The sequence below is a fragment of the Shewanella sp. Scap07 genome, from assembly GCF_013394145.1.
GTDB classification, from domain to species: domain Bacteria; phylum Pseudomonadota; class Gammaproteobacteria; order Enterobacterales; family Shewanellaceae; genus Shewanella; species Shewanella waksmanii.
Genome location: NZ_CP041329.1, coordinates 1,257,844 through 1,283,177, shown reverse-complemented (window position 1 = coordinate 1,283,177; position 25,334 = coordinate 1,257,844). Strand labels below are relative to the sequence as shown.

20 protein-coding genes are annotated in these 25,334 nt (G+C 44.7%); 11 read left to right on the top strand and 9 right to left on the bottom strand.

The genetic code is table 11. From position 1 onward, the window contains the following. Positions 1–356 precede the first annotated feature (356 nt). Together FLM48_RS05670 and FLM48_RS05665 are read left to right on the top strand one after the other, a co-directional pair. Positions 357–3,341 carry a TonB-dependent receptor gene (locus FLM48_RS05670; RefSeq protein ID WP_028773164.1) on the top strand — a complete coding sequence of 995 codons (2,985 nt, stop codon included), beginning with the start codon at positions 357–359 and terminating at the stop codon, positions 3,339–3,341. Between the two features lie 294 nt (positions 3,342–3,635). Next, the gene (locus FLM48_RS05665) at positions 3,636–4,514 is read left to right on the top strand and encodes an NAD(P)-dependent oxidoreductase (RefSeq protein ID WP_028773163.1); all 879 of its coding nucleotides are present in this window, start codon (positions 3,636–3,638) and stop codon (positions 4,512–4,514) included. A 171-nt stretch (positions 4,515–4,685) separates the two neighbouring features. On the opposite strand, the gene yaaA is transcribed toward FLM48_RS05665, so the two are convergent. Beyond that, a complete protein-coding gene (gene yaaA, locus FLM48_RS05660) occupies positions 4,686–5,459 on the bottom strand; it encodes a peroxide stress protein YaaA (RefSeq protein ID WP_179023988.1) in 774 nt (257 codons plus the stop codon). Positions 5,460–5,582: 123 nt separating this feature from the next. Then, positions 5,583–7,061, bottom strand: a complete 1,479-nt coding sequence (locus FLM48_RS05655) for a sodium:alanine symporter family protein (RefSeq protein WP_179023987.1) — start codon at positions 7,059–7,061, stop codon at positions 5,583–5,585. A gap of 435 nt (positions 7,062–7,496) precedes the next feature. Here FLM48_RS05655 and FLM48_RS05650 point away from each other — a divergent pair, with 435 nt between their 5' ends. The 5 genes from FLM48_RS05650 to FLM48_RS05630 all read left to right on the top strand — a co-directional run bounded on the left by FLM48_RS05650 (position 7,497) and on the right by FLM48_RS05630 (position 14,488). Beyond that, complete coding sequence (locus tag FLM48_RS05650; protein WP_179023986.1) at positions 7,497–9,863, top strand: phosphoketolase family protein; 2,367 nt, start codon at positions 7,497–7,499, stop codon at positions 9,861–9,863. 234 nt (positions 9,864–10,097) lie between these two features. Then, the gene (locus FLM48_RS05645; protein ID WP_179023985.1) at positions 10,098–11,192 is read left to right on the top strand and encodes an OmpA family protein; all 1,095 of its coding nucleotides are present in this window, start codon (positions 10,098–10,100) and stop codon (positions 11,190–11,192) included. A gap of 274 nt (positions 11,193–11,466) precedes the next feature. Continuing rightward, on the top strand, positions 11,467–12,423 hold the full coding sequence (gene tal / locus FLM48_RS05640; protein ID WP_179023984.1) for a transaldolase: 957 nt from the start codon (positions 11,467–11,469) through the stop codon (positions 12,421–12,423). Between the two features lie 12 nt (positions 12,424–12,435). Next, a complete protein-coding gene (gene pgi, locus FLM48_RS05635; RefSeq protein ID WP_179023983.1) occupies positions 12,436–14,073 on the top strand; it encodes a glucose-6-phosphate isomerase in 1,638 nt (545 codons plus the stop codon). 226 nt (positions 14,074–14,299) lie between these two features. Next, positions 14,300–14,488, top strand: a complete 189-nt coding sequence (locus tag FLM48_RS05630) for a DUF3545 family protein (protein WP_028773158.1) — start codon at positions 14,300–14,302, stop codon at positions 14,486–14,488. A 53-nt stretch (positions 14,489–14,541) separates the two neighbouring features. Here the strand turns inward: FLM48_RS05630 and FLM48_RS05625 are convergent, their stop codons facing one another. After that, positions 14,542–15,084, bottom strand: coding sequence for a hemerythrin domain-containing protein (locus tag FLM48_RS05625; RefSeq protein WP_028773157.1), 543 nt, complete (start codon positions 15,082–15,084; stop codon positions 14,542–14,544). Between the two features lie 309 nt (positions 15,085–15,393). Here FLM48_RS05625 and nfo point away from each other — a divergent pair, with 309 nt between their 5' ends. Further along, positions 15,394–16,248, top strand: coding sequence for a deoxyribonuclease IV (gene nfo, locus FLM48_RS05620; protein WP_179023982.1), 855 nt, complete (start codon positions 15,394–15,396; stop codon positions 16,246–16,248). 10 nt (positions 16,249–16,258) lie between these two features. Here nfo and FLM48_RS05615 read toward each other — a convergent pair whose 3' ends face one another. The 4 genes from FLM48_RS05615 to thrA all read right to left on the bottom strand — a co-directional run bounded on the left by FLM48_RS05615 (position 16,259) and on the right by thrA (position 21,533). Next, positions 16,259–16,555, bottom strand: coding sequence for a hypothetical protein (locus FLM48_RS05615; RefSeq protein WP_372847450.1), 297 nt, complete (start codon positions 16,553–16,555; stop codon positions 16,259–16,261). 267 nt (positions 16,556–16,822) lie between these two features. Further along, positions 16,823–18,103 (bottom strand): threonine synthase, encoded by a 1,281-nt coding sequence (gene thrC / locus FLM48_RS05610; RefSeq protein ID WP_179023981.1) that lies wholly within the window; start codon positions 18,101–18,103, stop codon positions 16,823–16,825. 32 nt (positions 18,104–18,135) lie between these two features. Beyond that, entirely contained in the window at positions 18,136–19,068 is a 933-nt protein-coding gene (thrB, locus tag FLM48_RS05605) for a homoserine kinase (protein ID WP_179023980.1), read from the bottom strand. Next, positions 19,065–21,533 (bottom strand): bifunctional aspartate kinase/homoserine dehydrogenase I, encoded by a 2,469-nt coding sequence (gene thrA, locus FLM48_RS05600; RefSeq protein WP_179023979.1) that lies wholly within the window; start codon positions 21,531–21,533, stop codon positions 19,065–19,067. Before thrA ends, thrB begins: the two co-directional genes overlap by 4 nt. 717 nt (positions 21,534–22,250) lie before the next feature. Between thrA and slyD the strand changes: the two genes are divergently transcribed. Together slyD and FLM48_RS05590 are read left to right on the top strand one after the other, a co-directional pair. Beyond that, positions 22,251–22,868 carry a peptidylprolyl isomerase gene (slyD, locus tag FLM48_RS05595; protein WP_028773150.1) on the top strand — a complete coding sequence of 206 codons (618 nt, stop codon included), beginning with the start codon at positions 22,251–22,253 and terminating at the stop codon, positions 22,866–22,868. 157 nt (positions 22,869–23,025) lie between these two features. Continuing rightward, the gene (locus tag FLM48_RS05590) at positions 23,026–23,406 is read left to right on the top strand and encodes a hypothetical protein (protein ID WP_028773149.1); all 381 of its coding nucleotides are present in this window, start codon (positions 23,026–23,028) and stop codon (positions 23,404–23,406) included. Positions 23,407–23,421: 15 nt separating this feature from the next. Here FLM48_RS05590 and trpR read toward each other — a convergent pair whose 3' ends face one another. After that, a complete protein-coding gene (trpR, locus tag FLM48_RS05585; protein ID WP_028773148.1) occupies positions 23,422–23,697 on the bottom strand; it encodes a trp operon repressor in 276 nt (91 codons plus the stop codon). A 332-nt stretch (positions 23,698–24,029) separates the two neighbouring features. Between trpR and FLM48_RS05580 the strand changes: the two genes are divergently transcribed. Then, positions 24,030–24,491: a cytochrome c gene (locus tag FLM48_RS05580; protein WP_157577523.1), complete on the top strand. Its 462-nt coding sequence runs from the start codon at positions 24,030–24,032 to the stop codon at positions 24,489–24,491. Positions 24,492–24,535: 44 nt separating this feature from the next. Here FLM48_RS05580 and FLM48_RS05575 read toward each other — a convergent pair whose 3' ends face one another. After that, positions 24,536–25,228, bottom strand: coding sequence for a cytochrome b/b6 domain-containing protein (locus FLM48_RS05575; RefSeq protein WP_256871061.1), 693 nt, complete (start codon positions 25,226–25,228; stop codon positions 24,536–24,538). Between the last annotated feature and the right edge of the window lie 106 nt (positions 25,229–25,334).

The following is a 25,334-nucleotide window of genomic DNA, read 5'->3' as shown; positions in this document are numbered from 1 at the left end:
CAATATTCATCTGCAACGAAAGCGATATAACTGTGAACATTAAGCCCAATTAGCAGAGTTTACCTCTTTCACAGTGATTAATTCTTAATTATTTTCTGCTACCAGCAAAATAATTGGCCTTAAACCCCGACACATTAAGATACTGATAAATAGTAACAATTCAACTAAACCTTGAATGAAAGTGCTTACATAAAACCAAACTAACTTACCCAGATGTATGACAGAGAGCGACTGTTTGGTAATAACGATTTGCATTCACCGGTCAGGTGTTATATAAATGTTACCAGCAGTTAAAAATACAGTAATTGGTAATACAACATCACAACATAATTAAAATTGCGTTTTTGGGGGAGACAATGAAACTGAATAAAATAAGTGCCATGTTTAGTCATGCCAAGAGTAGAACCAGCAACCGAGCTCTTTTTGGTACAGCACTAACAGCACTGTTAAGCATGCCAGTTGTTGCAGCAGAGCCAGCAACTGATGCACAACAATCAGACACCAGTGAAATTGAAGTTATCGCCGTAAAAGGTATCTTTGGTAGTTTAAAGGCCGCCAATTTGATCAAGCGTGCTGATGACCGCATTGTCGACGCCATTGTTGCAGAAGATATTGGTAAGTTACCTGACAACAATATCGCTGAAGCGCTACAACGCATTACCGGCGTTTCCATTGGCACTGATTTTGGTGTCGGTGAATCTGTAACTATCCGCGGTGTCTCCGAAAACCTTATTCTATTAAATGGTCGCTCGACTGCAGGTTCAGGTCGTGGCGGTATTGGCCTAGATGATTTCCCCTCTAGCTTCCTTAAAACCGTTGAGGTCATTAAGTCACCTACCCCAGATATGATTGAAGGGGCGCTTGGTGGTACGGTAAACATGGAAACCATTCGCCCATTAGAACTTAGCGAACCGCTAGTGGCTATTACACTTGATGGCGAGTACTCTGACAAAACTGAAAATACAGCACCTAACTTCTCTCTAGGTATAGGTAATAACTGGGACTTAGGCGCAGCCGGTACGTTTGGTGCATCGGCTAATGTCGCGTACTTAGACCGTGAACTGCGTCGCGATGAATACTTCAACAAAGTCGATTTAGTGGATAACATCGATATTAATGGCGATGGCGTTGTTGATGATTCAAATGGTCCAAATGGTAAATATCTACGCCGTACTCAAACTACGGTAGAGCAGAAAACAGAGCAACGTGAACGCACAGCCTTTGGCGTCTCTTTGCAATGGGCACCGGTCAGTGAAGAGGTCAACATCTACCTAGACCTTAATGCAACTAAGCTTGATGGTGGTCAATCAGCATATTCTATTCTCGATGTTGGTGGCAGCTCCGTCGCCAGAAGTGATTCATACTACGACGGCAATGGTCAATTGCATAACTATGACTTAGATGGAGTGCTGGTTATTCCAAAAACTTGGAGTGACTTCACTACATCAGATACCACCTCTCACGCCATAGGCGGTGATTGGTTTATCACCGATAATATTGAGTTATCAGCCGAGTATTCATTATCGAAATCAGAAGAAAAGCAAACCGCTAACGAATTCAACCTACGCCCAATTGAGCGTACTGACCCAACGTTAGACTTGGTTACTCATACCAGTACCGGTAGCTCAACAACAGGTAGCGGCATTCCAGCGTATATGTATGCTGATCCTGGCATGCTGACCAATCCAGATAACTTAGTTTTCCGTGAGTTTTTCCATAAAACTTTAGACACAGATAACGAAGAACAAGCGTTACGATTTGATATTAAAATCAGTGACGTGGGCGTCGATTGGATTTCAGGTGTGAAAGCGGGGGTACGTTTTACCGAGCGTGACTTCACTGCCAACCGATATGATCTAAAACCGATTAATGGCAATACCACTCTTAAAGACTCTTATAAGAAAGCAGTCAATGCTGATGGCCTATACAGCCCAATCTGGATCGATAACCCACTGCTAACCGACAGTTTTAAAACCGTCAATATGAACAACTCATTTGACCAAACTGGCATCGCAGGTCAAAACGACATGCTGACATACAATGTCTATGACGCTGACCTATTGCAAAACACTGAAGCGACCTATGCTCTTGTGCAGCAAATGTTGCAAGGTACATCTTATGCAATGACGGGCTCACTGGCTGACAACATGGTTGAAGACAACGGTGCCTATAAAGAAATCAATGAGAAAACCGGTGCAATATACGCACAATTCCATTTGGACTTTGATGACTTAACCGCAGTATTCGGTGGTCGTTATATTCAAACCGAGCTTGAGTCGAGTGTTGTCGCATCAGTTGATGCTAACGGTAACAAGATTCTTGAAACAGGTAAGAACGATTATTCTGACTTCCTACCTAGCTTGAACGTGACTTACACCCTAACTGAAGAAACATTGATGCGATTTGCAGCGGCTAAGGTTATGCGTCGTGCTGACTTTAGTGAACTAAGTCCTGCGCTTTCTATCGATAACTCTTTGGTAACCGGTACCCAAGGCTCTTACCAACTAGAACCTTATCGTGTAACCCAGTATGACCTTTCAGTTGAACACTACTTTGAAAATGGCGGCATCGTTTCAGCAGCGTTATTCTACAAGGACGTTAACTCCTTTACACAGACTGACAGCAGCTGTTTAGCCGACCCAAGTACCATTCAAGGGCAAAACACGACCGAGTGGGGCAATGTGTGCCTACTTGATACTGCAGGACAAAGCCAAGGCGATGTTAACTTTGCCAGCCCAGATCAGGGCCAAGCCTATGTTGACGCTGAAAAATCAGCAGGTCGCACAGGTATTGTGGTAGACACCGACGTTAATGGTGGCAGTGGTGAGGTGAAAGGTTTAGAGCTTGCTTATCAACAGCAATTTACCTCTCTACCTGGATTCTGGGCAGGCTTTGGTGTAAACGCTAACTATACCTATGCCGACAGTGAGCAGCCAGATGGTAACCCGCTACTCAATATTTCTAAAAACACGGCCAATGGTCAGCTTTATTGGGAAAATGAGCAATTGCAATTCCGCTTAGCTTATAACTGGCGTGACCGTTACTTATATTCACAAGCAGAGAAGCGAGTCCAAACTGTGGGTGCATTAGGTTACAACGTATTTAACCAAAATGACCCTACAGCGGATAACTTTGATGCCACAGTAGGTAATAATTACCGCGAAGCCAGAGGTCAGTTTGATTTCTCGGCAAGCTGGGATATCAATGAGCATTTCACCCTGGTAGGTAACGTGGTTAACCTAACTGGAGAACCCATTGAATATACTACCGAACTCGGTTCAGTCTGGAAGTACAGTGAAGCAGACCGCCGCTACACATTAGGCGTTCGAGCTAAGTTCTAGCAACCCCACTAACAGAGCCTATCCCACAGATAGGCTCTGTGCTTTTCCTTAACATAACACTTAACCCCCTACTGTTAGTTTACTGTACCCCAAGCTATCGGTAGACAAAAACCAAACCAAAAATATTACCAAAAACCAGTATTGGTAATAATCATTGGTTGACAATAATTAAAAAGCTGTAATAAGATGGTTACCAATAGTTTAATAAGTTGGTCAGCAAGGCAAAACTGATTGCGAGTAACACCAACCTTCAGCTTAGAAAATTTGGTTTTCACATAATATTAGGAGTTAGATATGACAAAGCCTGTCATCGGTTTTATCGGACTTGGTCTCATGGGCGGCAACATGGTAGAGAACCTGCAAAAGCGTGGCTTTGAACTGCAGGTAATGGACCTCAATAAGGACGCGGTTGATGCCTGCATCGCCAGAGGCGCCACCGCTGCAAGCTCAGCAAAAGCATTAGCGGCTTCCAGTGATATCGTCATGCTTTGTCTTACAACTTCAGCAGTGGTAGAAAAGCTAGTTTATGGTGATGATGGTATTCTTGCAGGCATCAAACCAGGTGCTGTTTTGATTGACTTTGGTACCTCAATTCCTGCTTCTACCCGCAAAATTGGTGAGGACTTAGCCGCCAAAGGTGCCGGTATGATTGATGCACCACTAGGTCGCACCCCAGCTCACGCCAAAGACGGTTTGTTAAACATCATGGCTGCGGGTGATTTAGACACCTTTAACAAGGTAAAGCCTGTGCTTGAGCAACAAGGCGAAAACGTGTTCCACTTAGGTCAATTAGGTGCCGGCCATACCACTAAGTTGATCAACAACTTTATGGGTATGACCACCGTTTGCGCAATGTCCCAAGCATTTGCCGTTGCAGATCTTGCCGGTGTTGACCGCCAGCAACTGTTTGACATTATGTCGACAGGCCCCTCTAACTCACCCTTTATGCAATTTTGTAAAAACTATGCGGTAGATGGTGTCAGCGATCTTGGATTCTCTATCGCCAATGCCAATAAAGATTTAGGCTACTTCTTGAAAATGGTCGAGGATTTGGGCACGCAGTCTAAGATAGCAGAAGGGTCATCTGCTAACCTTAACGCGGCTTTTGATGCTGGTATGGGTAACGGAAATGTTCCGGAAATCTTTGATTACTTTCTCAAGCTTAGCAAGTAAATTTAACAGCTAGAATCACTACCGTTTAGTGCTCTCCCCACTAGACGGTAGTTTATCAACTTCAAATACTAGCAAGACACCTCACTAGCCTTTCATCCTTGCAGCGCACTAAACTAGCACACCACCATGACAACGCTGTGCATTATCGAGTGAATACCAATGCCCGACAGCTTATTGCTCTTCACGCAAAAATACTGGAGATAACGCTGTAGAGTCAGCCTCACTGTAATAATAACCCGCCATATCAAATTGCGTTAACTGCTCAATCGAATCCACATTGTTGTCCAACATGTAGCGCACCATCATGCCGCGGGCCTTTTTGGCATAAAAACTGATCACTTTATACTGGCCGGCTTTCTTATCTTTAAAGACTGGTGTGATAATCGTGCCATCAACCAGCTTAGGTTTTACCGCCTTGAAATATTCATTGGACGCTAGGTTAACCACAATATTATCTCCCTGCTCTGCCAAAGCTTGGTTAACACTGTTAGTTATTGTCTCACCCCAGAACTGATAGAGGTTGGTTCCTTTCGGGTTGGCTAGCTTAGTGCCCATCTCTAATCGGTATGCCTGCATTAAATCGAGTGGGCGTAACAAACCATATAGCCCCGATAGTATGCGTAAGTGCTTTTGTGCACGGTGTAGTGCTGCTACTGACAAGGTCTCTGCGTCTAGCCCAGTGTATACATCGCCTTTAAACGCAAACACAGCTTGCTTGGCATTTTCTGGTGTAAAAGCGGCGTCCCATGACTCGAATCGAGCCGCATTTAGCCCGGCAATTTTGTCACTCACTTTCATTAGCGATGCAATATCAGCAGGCGTCAACTGTCGGCAAACTTCAATGAGCTCGCTGCTATACTCAAGCAACGCTGGCACGGTATAGTCTTTCGTTGGTGCCGGGTTTTCATAATCGAGCGTTTTCGCTGGTGAAACTAAAATGAGCATTGTCAGTCCTTCAAAGTCTGCTTAACTGCGACTATCATAATCTGCAAGCTACAAAAAAACCACGCTAAATCAGCGTGGTTTTTTAGATGGTACTAATTCATTTTATCAATGATTAGTCGCTTACTAGGCTTTGGGCGCCTCAGTCACACTTGCGTTGTTTGCTTGCGTGTCTGTCGCGACAGGCTTACCTTTCCAAATACCGCCCTCTAAGCCCTGAATCTCAGGAAACTTAGCCGCATCAAATGTTGGGTTGATACCGGTTTTCATCTGCTTCTCGTAATCTTTAATTACCGCATAAGCAACTTTAGACAGCATCACAATCGCCGCAATATTCACCAATGCCATCAGACCCATAGATACATCGGCAAAGTTCCAAACTAGCTGCAACGATGCAACAGAGCCCGCCATTACCATGCCTAATACAAGTACACGGAAAGTATATAGTGCCTTTTTGCTCTTGGTTAAGAACATCACATTGCTTTCTGCATAGCTGTAGTTAGCAATAATTGAAGAGAAACAAAATAGAATAATAGCAAAAGCAATAAAGTACGCTGCCCAGCTGCCCATTTCATTGGTCAGTGCTAACTGTAGCAATCCAATGCCTTGTTGCTCACCAGGATTATCCAACACACCTGACAACAAAATAATTGCCGCTGACGCACTACAGATCACGATGGTATCAACAAATACACCGATCATCTGTACAAAACCTTGTGACGCAGGGTGATTTGGGTTTGGCGATGCAGACGCCGCAATGTTTGCTGCGCTACCCATACCCGCTTCGTTAGAGAACAATCCACGTGCAATACCGGCCATCATCGCGCCCATTGCGCCACCAGCGGCTTCTTCCCAGCCAAATGCACTCTTAACAATCAGGCTCAGTGCCGCTGGCACTTGGTCGATGTTCATCACCAATACAACCAACGCAATCGCCAAATAGGCAACCGCCATTACCGGTACAATGATTTCTGACGTTTTAGCGACTTTCTGTAAACCACCACAAATGATGTAAGCAGAAAAACCAACAATAACCAGACCAATTAGCGCTTTATCTAGTCCAAATGCATTGTTCAATGCATCTGTCATCGTATTGGCTTGGGCTGCATTGAAAGCAAAGCCAAACGCGATGATGAGTAGGATTGAGAAAACCGTTCCCATCCAACGTTTGCCTAGGCCGCGCTCCATATAATATGCAGGGCCACCTCGGAATTGACCTTCATCATCTTTAACTTTATAGACTTGCGCTAAGGTTGACTCGATAAAGGCGGTTGCCATACCGAGCAGGGCAATTAGCCACATCCAAAATATCGCGCCGGCACCACCCACTGTGATGGCTACCGCCACACCCGCCATGTTACCTGTGCCGACTCGGGCCGCCATTGAAGTACAAAAGACTTGAAATGAAGAGATGCCATTAATCTTTTCACGGCCTTGTATGACCAATTTAGCACCGTGACCAAACATCCTAAATTGAATAAAGCCTAACTTCAGGGTAAATAGCACACCTGCAGCGACCAACACATAAATAAGTACACTGCCCCACAGCATGCCATTGACCAAGTTAATAGCAGACTCTATGAGTGTAACAAATGATTCCAACATAATATTCTCAGTTCCCATAACAAAACCGGCCAAGCAGGTTCATCACCTATGGCCGGATCTGTTTAATTGATTTTCCTTCCCAAATTGCTTTAAAGAATAACGGCTCTTAATCTTTTAAAAGTTGTCCTTATCACTGCTTAAGTTGAGCGCAGCGTGCCGTATTCGATAATCCAAAATAGCATAGCATTAAAATTACCTCGCGTGATCCCGATCACAGATCTTCTTTTGCGTGACACTGCCCATACAGGGATTCACAAATGTAAATCACTGTATTAACACTAGCAACTTAGCATTTACCACCATAAAGTTAACATTTAGCCAATTTTCTTACTTTTAAAAAGTAAGAAGTAGCACACACTTTTGTAATAAAATTACAAATATAGTACCTACCAAGAGCTTTGATTAACTTTTTGCTTACTATAAATGGGGTTATTTATGTCACAACAGCAAGAGATCAGCGCACTGAAGAAATTTGTGAGAGCGAGCAACTTTTTAGCGACGTCACAAATTTACTTAAAACAAAACGTACTACACAAACGTCCACTTCAACATAGCGACATCAAACCTAGGCTACTAGGGCACTGGGGCACATGTCCTGGAATTAACTTTGTCTACGCTAATGTCAATCGCCTTATCAGTAAAACAAAACGTCCTTTCTTGTATTTGGTCGGCCCCGGTCACGGCTTTCCTGCAGTACAAGCGAACTTATTTATGGAAGGTTCGCTAAGTCATTTCTATCCGGAGACGATTCCGTACAACGAAACTGGCATCGAAGATATCTGTAAGAAATTTTCAGCGGCGTATGGTTACCCATCACATGCCAACCCTGAAGCACCAGGGCAAATTCTTGAAGGCGGTGAGCTAGGTTACTCGTTGTCTGTTGCTTGGGGCGCGGTGCTTGATAACCCAGACTTAATTGCCGCTTGCTTAATTGGTGATGGCGAGTCTGAAACTGGACCGCTTGCCGCATCTTGGTATGCAAACCGCCTTGTTTCTCCTAAAAATAATGGTGCGGTATTACCTATTGTGCATATCAATGGCTACAAGATTTCTGGTCCAACCCGTATGGGCCGTATGAGCCATGAAGAACTAGACTTAGAATTCCGCGGCTTGGGCTACCACCCAATTATCGTTGATGATCAGCACGAGCAAGACGTCTATGAACAGATGACCGCCGCAATGGATCTGTCCTATGAGATGATCAATGACATTCAAACTCGTGCCCGCGCCGGTGAGGATATTGTCAAACCACGCTGGCCCGTTATTTTGATGCGCACAGCGAAAGGCTGGACAGGCACAGCTGAATACGACGGCAAAAAACTAGAAGGCAACTGTGACTCTCACCAGGTCATCGTCAATAAATGTGCTACCGATAAGGGTCATCTCAGTGCACTTAATGATTGGCTCGCAAGCTACAAGTTCGATGAGTTATATCAAATCAATGAAGCCGGTGAGCTTGAGTTTGACGCCGATATTCAATCATTACTGCCACCTAAAGAACTGACCTGTGGCCGTCAGCACTTAAGTTATGGCGGCGAAGTCGTTCGCGCTCTAGCTAAGCCTGATCTTGAAAAGCTCGCTTACGGTGCTGAAACACCTCGTGGCCAACGTGGCTTATCTATGTACAAAATGGGCGAGTGGATGCGTGATGCGTTTAAACTAAACCGTGATCAACGCAACCTACGTATCTTCTGTCCAGATGAAACCTACTCAAACCAACTACAAGCGGTATTTGAAGAAACCGATCGTGCTTGGCAGTGGCCTATCGAAAGCTGGGATGAAGATATGTCTCGCGATGGCCGAGTGATTGAGTTGCTATCGGAAAACTTACTGTTTGGTATGCTTCATGGTTATACCGTGACAGGACGTCATGCGATGTTCCCTACCTACGAAGCGTTCTCGCAAGTGGTTTCATCTATGGCTGACCAATATTGTAAGTATGTCTACGCCAGCCAAGGCGTGCACTTCCGCAAACCCGTCCCCGCATGTAATGTGGTGTTATCTTCACTGCTAGAACGACAAGACCATAACGGTTATTCACATCAAAACCCCTCTTTCCTTGGGGCGATGCTAGAGAAACACCCTGAAATTATTTCAGCCTACTTGCCAGCAGACGGTAACAGTACCTTGGTCTATACCGAACGCGCTTATGAGGACAGAGATAAATTAAACATTCTGGTGGCAGGTAAGAAGTCTCTACCACAATGGCTAACTTTAGATGAAGCCCGTAAACAGGCGAAAGATGGCGTCATGGTTTGGGACTTTGCTTCAGACGAAAACCCAGATGTCGTGCTGGCGGGCTGTGGCGACTACGTGACCCAAGAGTGTTTGGCTTCATTGGTGCTGCTGCGTGAGTTACTGCCTAGAGTCAGAGTGCGCTTTGTTAGCGTGACAGAGCTTAACAGTAGTGGCTTAGGTAGCCGTAAGTTCCAATCTAAACCTTGGTTAATGGATGAAGTCTTTACTGAAGACAAGGGCGTCGTATTCAACTATCACGGCTACCCCAATACCATTAAGAAGCTAGTATTTGACTATAAGGGCAGCCATCGATTCCGTATCAAAGGTTATGAAGAAGAAGGCTCAACCACGACACCTTTTGATATGGGTGTCCGTAATGGTACGTCACGCTATCACTTAGTCATTGATATGGCCTACAAGCTATTCCAACAAGGTGTGATTGACGAAACTCAGCATGTGTCAATTACCACTGACATGTTGCAACGCTTGGTCGACCATAGAAACTACATTAAAGCCCATGGGGTCGATCCTAGCAGTATTGAAGACTGGGTTTGGACTCGCTAAGCGATTTTTAGAGTCTCAATACTAAAAGAGGGCGCCTGAGCGTCCTCTTTTTTTTGCATGAAAACCCAACAATTCAGCAATATGTCATCATTTTGTTTGGCAAATTTAACATTTAACGTAGATAATATTAGAGCTAGCGATAAAACCAAAGGATCCCCCATAAAGTGCTGGCATGTTTTTATCTGCCGTAGAGAAAACAGCCTCGGGGAAGACGAATAAATAAAGGACTTGAAAATGATGAACAACACATTGAAAGCAATTTTGCTGACTTCAATGCTCCCACTTGCAGCCAATGCAACTCAAGAACTTAGCCCATGGTATGTCGGTGGTGGTGTTGGTATTAATAATTACGAGCCCAACTGTGACCAAAAAACCATGAAGAGTTGCGGTACCGACGACCCCTATGCATGGGATCTTTTTGGTGGTTACCTGTTTAGTGACAACTTCGGCGTTGAACTAGGCTATCGCGACCTCGGCCGTGCCGAGTGGGTTGACTATGGCAACAAGCTTAACGATGTAGGCGCTAAAGGGATGACGCTTGGTGTGGTCGGTATTTGGCCATTTAGAGAGCGCTGGAGCATTTCTGCTGAAGCCGGTGCCATGAATTACACTATTTCAAACAATCGTCAATGGGGCACTGAGCATTACAGTGACAGTGGCGTTGCACCATATATTGGTGCAGGAGTTGGCTACAACATCACCGATAACCTCAAGTTGCAGGCGAAATATCGCCGCTATGAAAATCTTGATGAAAATGAATACAACACTTTAGAGATGCAAAGCAACTACTGGGGCCTAGAGCTAAGCTATCGCTTTGGTAGTGCTGCTCCGGCAACTGTTGCCGCTGTGGCAGTGATTGATTCTGATAATGACGGCGTAGAAGATAGCATGGACAAGTGCCCTGATACCCCGGCAAATCATAAAGTCGATGCCGCTGGCTGTACCATTTATAAAGAAGTTACTGAACAGCGCGATGTGGGTTCGATTTTATTCGATAACGACTCAGATACCGTTAAGCAGGTTTCCTATGAGCGTATCAAAAAGTTAGCCGATTATATGGCACAGCACCCCCGCTCAACCGTGCTAATTTCTGGTCATGCCTCTGATGTAGGTAAAGCGGACTACAACATGGATCTGTCTGAGCGTCGCGCCAAAGCTGTCGCAACGATTCTCGTTGAGACTTATGGTGTTGAGAGTAAGCGGGTGACCGCCAAAGGTTATGGCATCACTAAACCGGTGATCCAAGGTCGCAGTGCTGAGGCTAACAAAGCAAACCGCCGCATCGAAGCACACGTAACCGGCGTTCGCCAAGAAGCACTGATCAAATAATCTCTATTGATTGACGTGCAACCGCACAAAAACCAAACGCTGCCCTGTGCAGCGTTTTTTTTCACTTTACCATTGGCAAGTGAGCGCTATACTCTGGGTACAAATTTGATGGATTCATGGGTTGTTTTCAGCAATTAAGCGCCCTTTTACTGATATTTTACAACTTTACTGTAATTTTTTTTCAAATATGGTTGGAAATATCGGCAAGATCGCTTCTAATACCCGTTAGTAAACAACACAACTTCAGCTGCTTCTTAAGAAGGATGTAATTTTCATGGCTAATACTCTCGAGCAACTCAAAACCCTCACCACCATCGTCGCCGATACCGGAGACATAGAAGCCATTAAGCGTTATCAGCCACAAGACGCAACCACTAACCCCTCTTTAATATTAAAAGCAGCCCAAATTCCCGAATATGCACATCTAATTGACAATGCAATTGCTTGGGCTAAATCTCAAAGCAATGACATCAACCAGCAAATCGAAGATGCCGGTGACAAGTTAGCGGTCAATATCGGTTTAGAGATCCTAAAAATTGTACCAGGCCGCATCTCGACCGAAGTCGATGCACGTTTATCGTTCGATAAAGCGGGTTCAATTGAAAAAGCCCACAAGCTAATCAACTTGTACCAAGAAGCTGGGATTGATAAATCGCGTATTTTGATCAAACTTGCGTCAACTTGGGAAGGTATTTGTGCAGCCAAAGAGTTAGAACAGCAAGGCATTAACTGTAACCTAACCTTGTTATTCTCTTTTGCTCAAGCACGTGCATGTGCTGAAGCGGGAGTTTACCTGATTTCGCCATTTGTTGGCCGTATTCTTGACTGGTACAAAAAAGATACTGGCAAAGACTACTCTGCTGCTGAAGATCCAGGTGTCGTCTCTGTGACGAGTATCTACAACTACTACAAACAGCATGGCTTCGATACTGTGGTCATGGGAGCAAGTTTCCGTAACACCGGTGAGATTATTGAATTAGCAGGTTGCGATCGTTTAACCATTGGTCCTGCGCTACTAGAAGAAATGGCGAACTCAAACACGCCAGTGGTACAAAAACTGACTGCAACAACAGAAGTGGTCGCCGCTGAGGCCCCACTAACAGAGCAAGCATTCCGTTGGGAATTTAACCAAGATGCTATGGCAGTAGAGAAGTTAGCTGAAGGTATTCGTAACTTTGCTATTGATCAGGGCAAACTAGAAGAGATGCTAAAAGCACAACTTGAAGGCTAGGAGTCGCAGGACATGACACAACTAACTGAAATGGAGATTTGGCAAGAGTTGGCAGAGCAGGCCAAGCAGCTCCCACACATGCGCCAACTGTTCGCCGAAGACCAACAACGCTTCGACAATATGTCGATTAGTGCTTGCGATCTGTTACTTGATTACTCAAAAAACAGGGCTGATAACAACACATTAGCACTGCTATTCAAACTAGCTAAGCAAAGTCAGTTAAGTGACAAAATTAGCGCGATGTTTGCAGGTAAAATAATCAACAACACAGAACAGCGCGCGGTACTACATACTGCGCTGCGTGCCAATGCCGGACAGCAGATTTTTGTTGATGGTGTTGATATCGTGCCTGAAGTACAACAAACTCAGCAAAAAATGGCTGAATTTGTTGCATCAGTCACCAGCGGTGAATGGCGTGGTTACACCGGTAAAGCGATCACCGATATTGTTAGCATCGGGATTGGCGGTTCATTTCTCGGCCCCAAAATTGTCACCCAAGCCCTACGTCCCTATTGGAATCCAAATTTAAACTGCCACTTTGTTGCTAACGTTGATGGCACTTCTATCAGCGAGAAACTCAAACTAGTCGACCCAGAAACAACGTTATTTGTTATGTCGTCTAAATCGTTTGGCACCCAAGAAACCCTCACCAATACGCTAAGTGCTAAAGAGTGGTTTCTGCAAAGTGGTGCTAGCCAAACCGATATCGCCAAACACTTTGTTGCCGTGACATCTAATGTCGCCAAAGCAACTGAGTTCGGCATGGATGCGGCAAACATCTTCCCGATGTGGGATTGGGTTGGTGGCCGTTATTCTTTGTGGTCTGCCATTGGGTTGCCCATCGCCTTACTCGTTGGCATGGATAACTTTGCCGCTTTACTTGATGGCGCTAAAGCCATGGACACCCATTTTGAAACCGCAGAGCTTGAAGATAATATGCCAGTCATTATGGGCTTGCTATCAGTGCTTTATGGTAACTTCTACAATGCACAATCCCACGTTGTGCTCACCTATGATCACTACTTACGTGGCCTACCGGCATATTTTCAGCAGCTAGATATGGAAAGTAACGGTAAGTCAGTCACCTTAGCCGGTGAGCAAGTTGATCATAATACCGGCCCTATCATCTGGGGTGGAGAAGGTACCAATGGCCAGCATGCTTATCATCAGTTATTGCACCAAGGAACAGCACTCGTACCAGCAGATTTTATTATGCCGCTGCAAAGCCACAACCCATTAGGTGAACACCATGTGCAACTGGCATCTAACTGCTTTGGTCAAACCCAGGCATTAATGCAAGGGCGCACCTATGAAGAAGCAATGGCGGAGCTCGCCAATAGTAACTTGAATGCTGAGCAAAAATCTTTAATCGCAAAGCACAAGGTTATGGAAGGCAACAAGCCAAGCAATACCTTGCTTATGGACAAGCTGACACCTGCCACACTAGGTTCGCTCATCGCCCTCTATGAGCACCGGACCTTTGTTCAAGGTGCCATATGGGATATTAACTCTTTCGACCAATGGGGTGTTGAGCTTGGGAAAACCTTGGGCAATGATGTATTAGCCCGTCTCCAAGCTGATAATGGCAGCCATGAACTCGATGCATCAAGCAATGCATTAATCAATATATTCCGTCAGCAAAAGATATAGTGATAAGAGTCATCAATAAAAAAGCCAGTTTATGCTGGCTTTTTTATTAATTACAGCACAGAAACCTTTCATGACGGCACAATGACTGTCGTTATTATTTGTTGAACAATTTCCCCATCATAAATACTTCACCTCAATTTAACATTGCTGAAACATTTTTCTTGCACCATAAATTAAAAGTGTGGTATTTAATTGATGACAAAAAATACAACAATAGGAGGTTGCCATGAATCGCTTAGATTATGGTAGTGCGTTAGAAGACACCGTCGTTGAAAGACCAAGTCGAACCAGAAGCTCCAATAAGAAGCGCAAATGGCGTGAAATTGAGGCTCTGAAAGAAAAGCACCGCTTGCTAAAGGAATTGCAAGATATTGACAGTAGCTTTAATAGTGAACTTGATAATCTATTGATGTAAAAACGAACAAAAAAATAGCGCCCAAGTGGCGCTATTTTTATTTAGCTTAGTTTTTAATCACTGGCTTTAGCAATATACTCGCGTAGCTCTTCAAACACTTGGTTGTCATCGTCACTAAACAGTGGATCAACCATTAGCTTTTCTGCACATTGCGCCTCAATATTATCCCAATCATCTTGCCGCATATTACGCTTCCATACTGGAAATACATGTTTTTCTTCAAAACGAAGGTGTGCACCCTGCAGGGTAAAATAAGCGGCTAAGTCATCACACAACTGCTCTTTTTGTACCGGTACATCCGCTAAGATCAGATTCAAAGTCGACATAATGGTACAAGAAGACTCATTAAGCTTATCGTGTTCAGCTAATAACTCTTCGGTCTGAGTGTCATCGGGAAAGGCCTGTGCATGGTACTTATAAATCACATCTTCTAAAGGGTGATGACTATGTTCAGCGTAGCTTTGCATATACTCCACAATGTCACGGATAAGATTGTAATTTACCATTTCACCAGCAAGTAACCGCTGATGTTTGTCTGCCAATATTTGCAGCAATATCGCGATGTGCTGATGGTCTTTCTTCAATCGAGTGAGCATGAGCGTCTCCATTTGGTACAGCAGCCTATAGAATAATTATAGGATGTTGCTGAATTATTACCCAATACTACATTAAGCGACTGGCGACGATTTCTGACCAAGATCAATAACAAGTCAAATTAAAATAGCGGTTTATCACATTTTTTAAACAAAACTTTAAGGTTAGAACATGCGCACTATCACTAGTGCGCGTGCACACAAAGTCACTCCCAAGTTGATGTAAAAACCGGTTTCAGGCAGAATTTGCGCCTATGTCGCTTAACCCAAGCTGTATCACAACCTCAATATCGATAAACAATAAGGGATCATATGGATTCACCACTTTTGGTTGGTGCCCATGTCAGTGCAGCTGGCGGCGTCGCTAACGCGCCACTGAATGCGAAGAAAATTGGCGCGAGTGCATTTGCACTGTTTACGAAAAACCAACGACGTTGGCAAGCTGCGGCCCTAAGCACCGAGCAAATTGATGCTTTCCAGCTCAACTGTCAGCAAGGGGGCTATACGGCAGATGCAATCCTCCCCCATGATAGTTACCTGATTAACCTAGGCCATCCAGCCAAAGAGCAGCTTAGCCGCTCGCGTGAGGCCTTTATTGATGAAATGCAGCGCTGTGAACAACTTGGGTTAACCTTGCTGAACTTTCACCCTGGCAGTCACCTCAGACAGATTGACGTCGATGAGTGTTTAGGCAAGATTAGTGAATCGATTAATATGGCTTTAGATCAAACCCATCAAGTTTGCGCCGTGATCGAAAACACTGCTGGTCAAGGCTCAAACTTAGGCCATAGTTTTGAACAACTGGCGCAAATTATCGAGAAAGTAGAAGACAAGTCCCGCATCGGTGTCTGTATTGATACCTGCCATATGTTTGCCGCAGGTTATGATTTAACGAGTACTGAGGCGACACAAGCAAGCTTTGCTGAATTCGATCGCATTGTTGGCTATCAATACCTTAAAGGCATGCATCTGAACGACAGTAAAACCCCACTGGGTAGCCGAGTTGACCGGCACCATTCGTTGGGTGCAGGCTATATTGGTAAAGCAGCTTTTGAAGTGATTATGGCGTTACCAGCGGTAAGAGGCATTCCATTAATATTAGAGACAATTGAACCGGAGATATGGCCGCAAGAGATTAATTGGCTGCGCTCACTCGCAAAGGGTTAGTGTGAGCTTCTTATTGTAAGCACTTATAAACAACAGCAATCACCTTAACGCTGTCATCAATCTCATCCGTTTGTAGCCAGACAATATGCGTACCGCCGATCTCTTCACCATAACGGCGGGCGTTATCTTGCGCTTCTTGCAGTGCATGCTCGCCTCTGCCGACACCAGATGACATGGCAAAACTATCGCAGTGGGTGACTTCAAAATCGTAAGCATCGTTAATACGATGATAAAACTGCTGCTCTTCAACACTACTACAGGCCGATAACATCATCATCAACATGCTTACCCAAAACACTCTCAACACAACAATAACCACCCAACAAAAATACTGTTGCGCAAGATAATAAAATTCTGCTTTTATTTAGGTGATCTTGATCACACCAAATGCACCAGCGCAGATACATATAGCAACAGTTAAATCGCAATTTTTATCTAAACAATCAAAAACAACACAATGAAAACAACGCGTGAACAAATAGTGAGTGTAAACAAAGGCGCCACCCTAAAATTAACAACTTAAGCACAGACGAAAAAGGAGCCGTTATGGCCCCTTTTCAATAGCGATAAAATCTTACAGTATATCGAAAAGATGGCGCTTTAATTGCGCGAAATCAGCTTCAAGCTCCGCCGACAAAATCGGCTTATCTTTCACTGCTTCTAGCGCTGGCGGCAGCGGGATATCACGCTGCAACTGCACGTCGACTACATCCTTAAATTTGGCTGGATGTGCCGTACCTAAGAAGATGCCTTTTTCATCACTGTCCATCACAAAAGACAAAGCTTGCGCTGCAATCGCTGCGTGAGGCTCGCTTAAATACCCCAGTTGGTCAAGTTGCTTTAATGCAGCACTAGTATCGTCCTCATTAAGTGCGACACCGCTGATATCGCTAAGTGACCATCCCATTGCCTTCACAATGGCTTCAACACGAGGCCAGTTGCTTGGCTCTGACACATCCATAGCATTTGACATGGTGGCAACAGTTGCATGAGGTAACCAATCACCTTGCTCTAAATAACGCGGCACTGTGTCATTGCTGTTGGTTGCAGCAACAAAACGTTTAACTGGCAGCCCCATTGCCTGAGCAAACAAACCAGCGGTTAAATTGCCGAAGTTACCACTTGGTACAGATATAACCGGATCTTGATCATGTTGTGCCTTAAACTGGGCAACCGCTTCAAAGTAATAGCAAACTTGAGCCAACAAACGACTAATATTGATTGAATTCGCCGAATTCAAGTGCAGTCCATCTCTGACATCGCTATCTTCAAAAGCTTGTTTTACCATGTCTTGGCATGCATCAAAGTCTGAAGCAACCGCGACAGTGTGGATGTTGTCACCCAACGTGGTAAACATCTTCTCCTGCAATAGACTGATCTTACCTTTAGGATACAGTACCACCACTTGCACTTTATCGAGCCCATAAAAGGCATCAGCAACAGCTGCACCAGTATCACCCGATGTAGCAGTAAGAATAGTAATCTTACTGTCAGTCGCCAACTGGTTAAGGCACTGCGCCATAAAGCGAGCGCCGAAATCTTTAAATGCTAAAGTCGGACCGTGAAAAAGCTCTAGGCAGCTGCGCTTGTCATCTGCTTGCACTAGTGGCAAATCAAAGTTAAAGGCATTATCTACTAGGCTATCGACCATATCTTGACCAAGCTCATCAGCTAACCAAGCACCGAGTATTTTCTTACTTCTCTGCGCAAAAGGCAGTGCCAGTAAGCTATCAACGTCATCGAGCGTAGGAATACTGGTTGGGAAAAACAGCCCCCGGTCTTTACCTAAGCCCAGTCTTACCGCTTGTGAAAAACTGACTACTTGTTCAGGGTGTTTGAGGTTATAGAGTTCCATCTTAATGCCTTAAATTCTTATAGTGTTACGACTTAACAGCGGCGCGTGCCCTGCTCATCTAATTTACAAATATGGGAAAAGCCTTGCTCGTTGACTAAGTAGTGCGCATCTAACCATGCTTGAGCCTTTTGGGCAGTCGCTAGGTCATCGGTTACCGAAAATAACGTTGGGCCACTACCGGAAATACCCGTAGTGAGCATACCTAAATCAGCCAATGCGGCACGTGCATCGCTATAACCCGGAATACCTTCTGCACGATAAGGTTCTGCCAACACATCTTTCAGTACACTCAGCGCCAACTGGCTATCTTGCTGATATGAAGCATGCACAAAAGCGCTTAAATAACGGCCAAAGTCAATGGCCACAGCCTTATCATATTGCTCTGGCAGCAAGGCGCGCATTTTCGCAGTAGACAGCGAAATACCAGGATAAGCGACTACCCAATACCATTGTTTAAAATGAGGAATCGCATCACAAATTTTCCCCGGCGCATCTAACATCAGTTGCATGCCACCTAAGTAACAGGGCGCGACATTGTCATAATGCACTGAACCACTGATTTGTCCTTCAAAATCTCCCATCAATTTCAGCAGGGCTTGTTGATCATAAGGCTGCTCAAAGTATTCGTTAAGCGCATAAAGTGCAGCAACAACCGAGCTCGCACTTGAACCTAAGCCACTGCCTACCGGCAAGTTTTTCTGCAGGTGTAAATTCAATCCTTGTTGAGAGTTCAGTTTTTCGGCAAAAAACTGGGCACATTGATAGACAATGTTTTGCTGCGGATCAGAAGGTAATTTATCTGCCCAGCGGCCAGATGCTGTCAAGTTAATCCCTTGCGCTGCTGCCGATACACTGACCTTATCACCCAGTAATTGACCATCTAGCGGCGCTAAAGCTGCGCCAAGCAAATCAAAACCAACACCCACATTCCCCATCGACGCTGGTGCATAGACAGTTACGCTCATGCGCCCATCTCCCTTGTCCAATTTAATGTACGCAATATATCAGCAAATGCCCCAGCAGCTGTCACTTCGGTACCGGCGCCGTAACCCCGGAGTACAAAAGGAATGGGCTGATAATAACGGCTGTAGAATGCCAACGCATTTTCGCCGCCCTTAACGCTGTATAGCGGATCACTACTGTCTACTTCGGCAATTTTTACGCGGCAGCCCTGCTCGTCAATCTGACCAACATAACGAAGCACTTTGCCTTTTTCACGGGCGCTAGACACCCAATCAGCTATTTGACCGTCGAGTTCAGGTAACTTCGCCATGAATTGCTCCACATCGCCACTAGCATCAAACGATGCGGGTAAAACCGATTCAACCACCACATCATCAAGCTCAATATTGATGCCCACTTCGCGAGCGAGAATAAGCACTTTACGAGCAACATCCATACCGCTGAGATCATCACGCGGATCCGGCTCAGTAAAACACTTTTCACGCGCAATTGCGGTCGCCTCTGACAATGTCATCCCTTCATCAAGCATGCCAAAGATATATGACAGCGAACCTGAAAGAATACCGTTGAACTTAATTAATTTATCACCCGCAAACAGCAGTTTCTTCAAGTTGTCGATAACTGGCAGCCCTGCACCAACCGTTGTTTCATAGAGGAACTGACGGCGTTGTTGCAATGCAGTTTGACGTAGAGACTGATAATAAGCCAAGTCTCGTGTGTTAGCTTTTTTGTTCGGTGTGACAACGTGTAAGCCGGCTTTCATCACCTCAACATACTGGTCCGATACATACTCACTGGAAGTACAATCGACTAATACTGGATTGAGTAACTGCTGCTCTTTAGCCCAATCAAGCATTTTGGGCAGGTCGCATGGCGTTTGACAATCAGCAAGTAGTGCAGACCAATTGCTTAAATCAACACCTTGTGCGTCAAGCAACATATGTCGAGAGTTGGCAATACCACACACACGCACCGTAATATGCTGCTGTTTCAACATCTGCTCTTGCTGTTTAATCTGTGCTAATAAGCCAGCGCCAACATTGCCACTGCCCACTAAAAATACATCAAGATAGTGTTGCACATCAAAAAACTGTTGATGACAAGCAGCGATAGCATGTTTAGTTTTACGCAGCTCAATAACCGCAGAGATAGAACGCTCAGAAGATCCTTGTGCAATCGCGACAATATTAACGCTAGCTTGTGCCAATGCTTGGAAGAACTTGCCTGCTACGCCTTTATGGGTGCGCATACCATCACCAATCAAGGAAACAATCGCGAGGTTATGACGCATCTCAATTTGCTCTAACACATCATTCTTTAGCTCTAAGTCAAACTCGACCTCTAGGGCATCTTGTACTTTTGCCGCATCGGCAGTCGCAACACAAAAACTGATACTGTATTCAGAAGAGCTTTGAGTGATCAAACTAACAGAGACCCCGGCGCGAGAAATCGCGCCCAGTGTGCGACTGGCCATACCGACCATGCCTTTCATGCCTGGGCCTGCGATATCAAACATGGTTTGCTCATCAAGATTGGAGATAGCTTTTACATTTAGGCCTGTTTTGTCATCTTGATTGGAAACCAGCGTCCCCACTGCACTGGGGTTAAAGCTGTTACGGATATAGCAAGGGATATGATATTGCGCGATAGGTGCAATGGTTTTTGGATGCAGAACTTTCGCGCCGAAATAGGACAGCTCCATTGCTTCTTGGTAGCTTAACTGTGACAGCAGTTTCGCATCGGCAACAACACGTGGGTCAGTATTGTAAACGCCATCAACGTCCGTCCAAATCTCGCAGCAATCAGCATCAATACAAGCGGCAAGTACCGCGGCTGAATAATCAGAACCATTGCGGCCTAAAATGACTGTACGGCCCTCGGCATCACCGGCGGTAAAACCAGGCATCACCCACACCTGATGTTGATTAATATCAACTTGTGCGAAACGTTGACGACTTTGTTCGATATCTACCGAAGCCTCAAGTACTTCACCTTGACCGACAAACAAAGCTTGCGGCACCCATTTATCACTTGATAGCGACTTAGCGCGCATCAGTTCAACCATTAACGCTGCAGATAGACGTTCGCCACCAACAACCACTTCGGCTCTGACATAATCAGGGCACTCGCCCAATAAAGCGATGCCTTGGAGCTTTGCAGCCCACAAGCTCACCTGCTCTTCAAAAGCTTGAGTCAGTACATCGCTTTGCGCGGCGGTCAATACATGCTGTGCAGCATCAGCAAACAGGCGTTCAAATACCTGTTGAACTTGGCTGAACACAGTCTGAAAGTCTGCTCCTTGGGTCGCGGTATCAACCATCTCCAGCAAGCCGTTAGTTACCGTTGCGGGTGCGGATAGCACCACGGCTATACGCTCTTGCTTGGCGCTGGCGGCCACTATGTCTGCTGCAGAGCTAAAACGCTCCCAGTTGGCCAGCGAGGTACCACCAAATTTCATGACTTTCATACTTTCTCCTTGTACCACACGCCCTAAGAAACGAAAAAGCCCGCTCCTTGTTGAAGGGAGCGGGCTGTTAAATTCAAAATAATTTTGAGTATACCTAGCCCGCCCCCACGTGTGTAATCGTGGTGGTTGTAATAATCGTGGTAATTACAATATTTAAGCTAGACATAAAATAATTCGATGACATCCAATAAAGGTTGTTTATATGCCTACAGAATTGCTTTTTTTGCATACAACTGTCAACCCCCTATTTTAAAAAAGATGACCTTTCAGCCTCTTGATGACAAAAATTCATATAGACCGCCAGTGAGGCCACTCCTAATCATTTGCAATAGTCTATATTGACCTACAAACCACCAACATAACGTTTACGTAAAGTGAGCGTACCAATACTAAACAACTGTTTATTAATGACTAAAAATACCATCAGAGCAATAAAAACAAGAAAACCTTAGATTAGGGCGCAAATTGTCATTGCTGATTTCAAAACCTTCATAATGCACAGTTTTAACTTGATAACACTCAATTAACAACTTAAATAATAAGTCAAAATATATGAAATTATATTCAGAAAACTGTATTCGACATATTGCACCATGCAAGTCGAGGCTAAATTCAAACTGTGAAATAGTGCTATTTTGTTCGCAAATGCTGCGCCAAATCATCGCCAAGCCAGTAAAAGCAGGCTAGAATGCCGCCACATTTAGATTTGGAGTCATTATGAAAATCACTCAACATACTGCTGTTAGCATTCATTATCGTTTAACCAACGCTAAAGGCGAGCTTATTGAAAGCTCGTTTGAAGCAGAGCCTATGCTATATCTCCATGGCGCTGAGAATATGATCCCAGGTCTCGAAGCTGCATTAGAAGGCAAGTCAGCTGGCGATAAGCTCGATGTGAATGTTGATTCAGAGCAAGCGTACGGCCCTTACCACGATGGTCTCAAACAAGAAGTGCCAATCAGCGCTTTTGGTGATATCGAAGATATCGTACCGGGCATGCGTTTTATTGCGGAAACAGAAATGGGACAACGCCCAGTTCAAGTCACAGCAGTTAATGATGATACTGTCACTGTTGATGGTAATCACCCGCTTGCAGGACAATCGTTAGCCTTCAGTGTTGAAGTACTTGAAGTACGCGCTGCTACTGAAGAAGAGATTGCCCATGGCCATATCCATGCACCAGGTAGCAGCTGTGGTAGTCATGAGCACAGCCACGAAGGCGGATGCTGCGGTGGTGAAGGCCACGATCACCAAGGTGGTTGTTGCAGCGACAATAGCGATGAACCCGCTAAAGAAGGTTGCGATGGCAACGGTGGCTGCGGCTGCAAGCACTAACCCTGCTAACCGTTGTTATTAACGGCGGTATAAAAATTAACCAACTGATATAAGATATCAGTCTAAACCGATAGGCCTATTCACTAAGCTTATCGGTTTTTTTCTTTTATACTTAGTAGATCATTGTTGAAGGAATATACAACTAAGGAGCACAAGGATGATCGCTAAATCGATCTATGAAGTACTGCCCTATAGCTATCTCACACTAGGTGGCTCGAGCATGCTAGTGTTAGAAAACAGCTTTGCTGTCGCTGCATCGTTGGTGATATTTATTATGGGCGGGCGCGTTTACAGCCTTAGATCAAAAAACCGCCGCACCGACCCTGTGCGTAAACGCAAAGCTCGCGGACTGCCTGAGTCGATGTACGATTTATTGCCGTTTTTATACCTGTGCACCGCATTTTTGCTGTTTAGGTATTATCCACAAGGGTTGGGGCCGATCCTAGGGATCTGTCTGCTCACCTACTCACTGTATATCTTAATCAGGCGTATTAGCTACCGACAGCACCGCATCCCAGCCGAGAATAATATTATTTAAACAGCCTAAGCAGTATTAAAGAATGAGTGCCTGAATACTTTGCCGTTGCTGCGCACTCATATGTTTTAAATAATTTGAACAACGTGTAATTGTCGCAATACTGACTTGATACTGCGCCGCAATTTGACGTTGACTCAGCTCACCTTGCAGTAATAGCTGAAACACTTTCAAGCGCCCCGCGACTGCACTGCGTTCATCTTCGGTTAGCAACAATTCAAAGAGCTCTTGTAATGAATCTCGTGTTTGTTGCAGCTCAACTTTATCAACCACCTGCTGCCATTCAGCGCGCATAAAACCACTTCCGTACTATTACACCATGACAGTGAGTGTAACAAGGATTGCTAAGCTTGAGTACAAGCAAGCACACAGATTTCGACTCAGAAAGCGTAAATAGGCATTTATTGACGCAATTTGTTACTAACTAATCTCACCCTGATCAATTTACCCATGACAAGTTAAAGCCAGCACTGATGCGGCTTAGCTCCTACCTACAATGATATATCTATGAAACCGATGAAGATTTACCAAGTAAATCGTAAAAAAGCTGTGGAGTCGATGGGATATTTGCGCATAGAATAGCGGAGCAATGTCACATAACCATAAAAATCGTGAGAGTAATCAAGATGAAAAAGCAGATGAAAGTAGCCCTTATCGCGGCAGCTGGCGCATCGGTATTCGCCGCAGCAGTTCAAGCACACAATTTCAAAGAGCCTGAAGACGCTATCGACTATCGTCAATCAGCATTCAGCCTTATTGCTTATAACTTCGGTGATATGGGTGCGATGCTAAAAGGTAAAAAACCTTTTGATGCTGATGTTTTTGCTAGTCGAGCAACTAATGTTGCCGCATTGAGTGTTATTCCAGCTGAAGGCTTTATCGCCGGTTCAGATAAAGGCAATACGGAAGCGCTAGGTAAAGTTTGGTCTGATAAAGCCGACTTTGACGCAAAAATGAAAACTTTCCAAGAGAATGCCGCTAAATTAGCTGTTGTGGCGCAATCTGGCGACAAGAAAGCTATCAAACAAGCTTTTGGTAACACAGGTAAAAGCTGTAAAGGTTGCCACGACGTTTATAAGAAAGATTAATATCGATTTTACGAAAAAGGGCGTTCGCAATGAACGCCCTTTTTTTATATCAACTGCTGCCATACCGGCATAATCAACCAAGCCGTGATCGGCAGTGCCAAGGCGGCAAGTAATATTAGCGCCAGCACGACACTACGAAACGACAGCTCGACTTGATTATCGAGACGCTTATATCCAGTTATCATCGCCAGCACTAACTTTTCACCTTTGAGACGATGCAGTAACACCGCCAATACGTGCACACCACTTAGCACTAATATCAAGTCAAAATTTTTCTTGTGCAGCCAGGTCAGCCAACTGCTTACCTCTGAGGACACATAAGCATAAAGTGGTCCCTCAGTAAAAATATCATCTGTGGCAAATAGTCCCGATATCAACTGAATAGCGACGACACTAATTAACACCACCACCATATAACCACCGAGCGGGTTATGGCCCACAGCCATTGGCGCTTGTTTGCTCTTAACTTGCTGAGCATAGCTAATTACAGCCTTCGGAGAATGGACGAAATGCTTAAATTGCGCGGTTTCACTACCGATGAAACCCCAGACAATTCTAAAAGCTAATAGGATCATCAATCCATAGGCACAAATTTGATGCCACTCCATCTCACCTTCTGAGGCCGTCCAATAGAGCGCGGCTAATAAGGCTAACATGCCCCAATGAAATACACGGGTAGGAAGATCCCAGACTTTGGTTTTAACGGGGGGTTGAGTTGAATCAGAAGTTGCTTGCACACTATTTCTCACATCGAATATTGGCTACGCTACCGATGATATTTCAAGCATTTGTTTGGTGCAATCCAAATCACACTTTAAACACCTGTGGTAGCCGTACAATTAC

What these genes read in the sequence shown, in the direction of transcription:
- FLM48_RS05670 (WP_028773164.1), top strand. Translation starts at nt 357, where the DNA reads ATGAAACTGAATAAAATAAGTGCCATGTTTAGTCATGCCAAGAGTAGA.
- FLM48_RS05665 (WP_028773163.1), top strand. Translation starts at nt 3,636, where the DNA reads ATGACAAAGCCTGTCATCGGTTTTATCGGACTTGGTCTCATGGGCGGC.
- yaaA (WP_179023988.1), bottom strand. Translation starts at nt 5,459, where the DNA reads ATGCTCATTTTAGTTTCACCAGCGAAAACGCTCGATTATGAAAACCCG.
- FLM48_RS05655 (WP_179023987.1), bottom strand. Translation starts at nt 7,061, where the DNA reads ATGTTGGAATCATTTGTTACACTCATAGAGTCTGCTATTAACTTGGTC.
- FLM48_RS05650 (WP_179023986.1), top strand. Translation starts at nt 7,497, where the DNA reads ATGTCACAACAGCAAGAGATCAGCGCACTGAAGAAATTTGTGAGAGCG.
- FLM48_RS05645 (WP_179023985.1), top strand. Translation starts at nt 10,098, where the DNA reads ATGATGAACAACACATTGAAAGCAATTTTGCTGACTTCAATGCTCCCA.
- tal (WP_179023984.1), top strand. Translation starts at nt 11,467, where the DNA reads ATGGCTAATACTCTCGAGCAACTCAAAACCCTCACCACCATCGTCGCC.
- pgi (WP_179023983.1), top strand. Translation starts at nt 12,436, where the DNA reads ATGACACAACTAACTGAAATGGAGATTTGGCAAGAGTTGGCAGAGCAG.
- FLM48_RS05630 (WP_028773158.1), top strand. Translation starts at nt 14,300, where the DNA reads ATGAATCGCTTAGATTATGGTAGTGCGTTAGAAGACACCGTCGTTGAA.
- FLM48_RS05625 (WP_028773157.1), bottom strand. Translation starts at nt 15,084, where the DNA reads ATGCTCACTCGATTGAAGAAAGACCATCAGCACATCGCGATATTGCTG.
- nfo (WP_179023982.1), top strand. Translation starts at nt 15,394, where the DNA reads ATGGATTCACCACTTTTGGTTGGTGCCCATGTCAGTGCAGCTGGCGGC.
- thrC (WP_179023981.1), bottom strand. Translation starts at nt 18,103, where the DNA reads ATGGAACTCTATAACCTCAAACACCCTGAACAAGTAGTCAGTTTTTCA.
- thrB (WP_179023980.1), bottom strand. Translation starts at nt 19,068, where the DNA reads ATGAGCGTAACTGTCTATGCACCAGCGTCGATGGGGAATGTGGGTGTT.
- thrA (WP_179023979.1), bottom strand. Translation starts at nt 21,533, where the DNA reads ATGAAAGTCATGAAATTTGGTGGTACCTCGCTGGCCAACTGGGAGCGT.
- slyD (WP_028773150.1), top strand. Translation starts at nt 22,251, where the DNA reads ATGAAAATCACTCAACATACTGCTGTTAGCATTCATTATCGTTTAACC.
- FLM48_RS05590 (WP_028773149.1), top strand. Translation starts at nt 23,026, where the DNA reads ATGATCGCTAAATCGATCTATGAAGTACTGCCCTATAGCTATCTCACA.
- trpR (WP_028773148.1), bottom strand. Translation starts at nt 23,697, where the DNA reads ATGCGCGCTGAATGGCAGCAGGTGGTTGATAAAGTTGAGCTGCAACAA.
- FLM48_RS05580 (WP_157577523.1), top strand. Translation starts at nt 24,030, where the DNA reads ATGAAAAAGCAGATGAAAGTAGCCCTTATCGCGGCAGCTGGCGCATCG.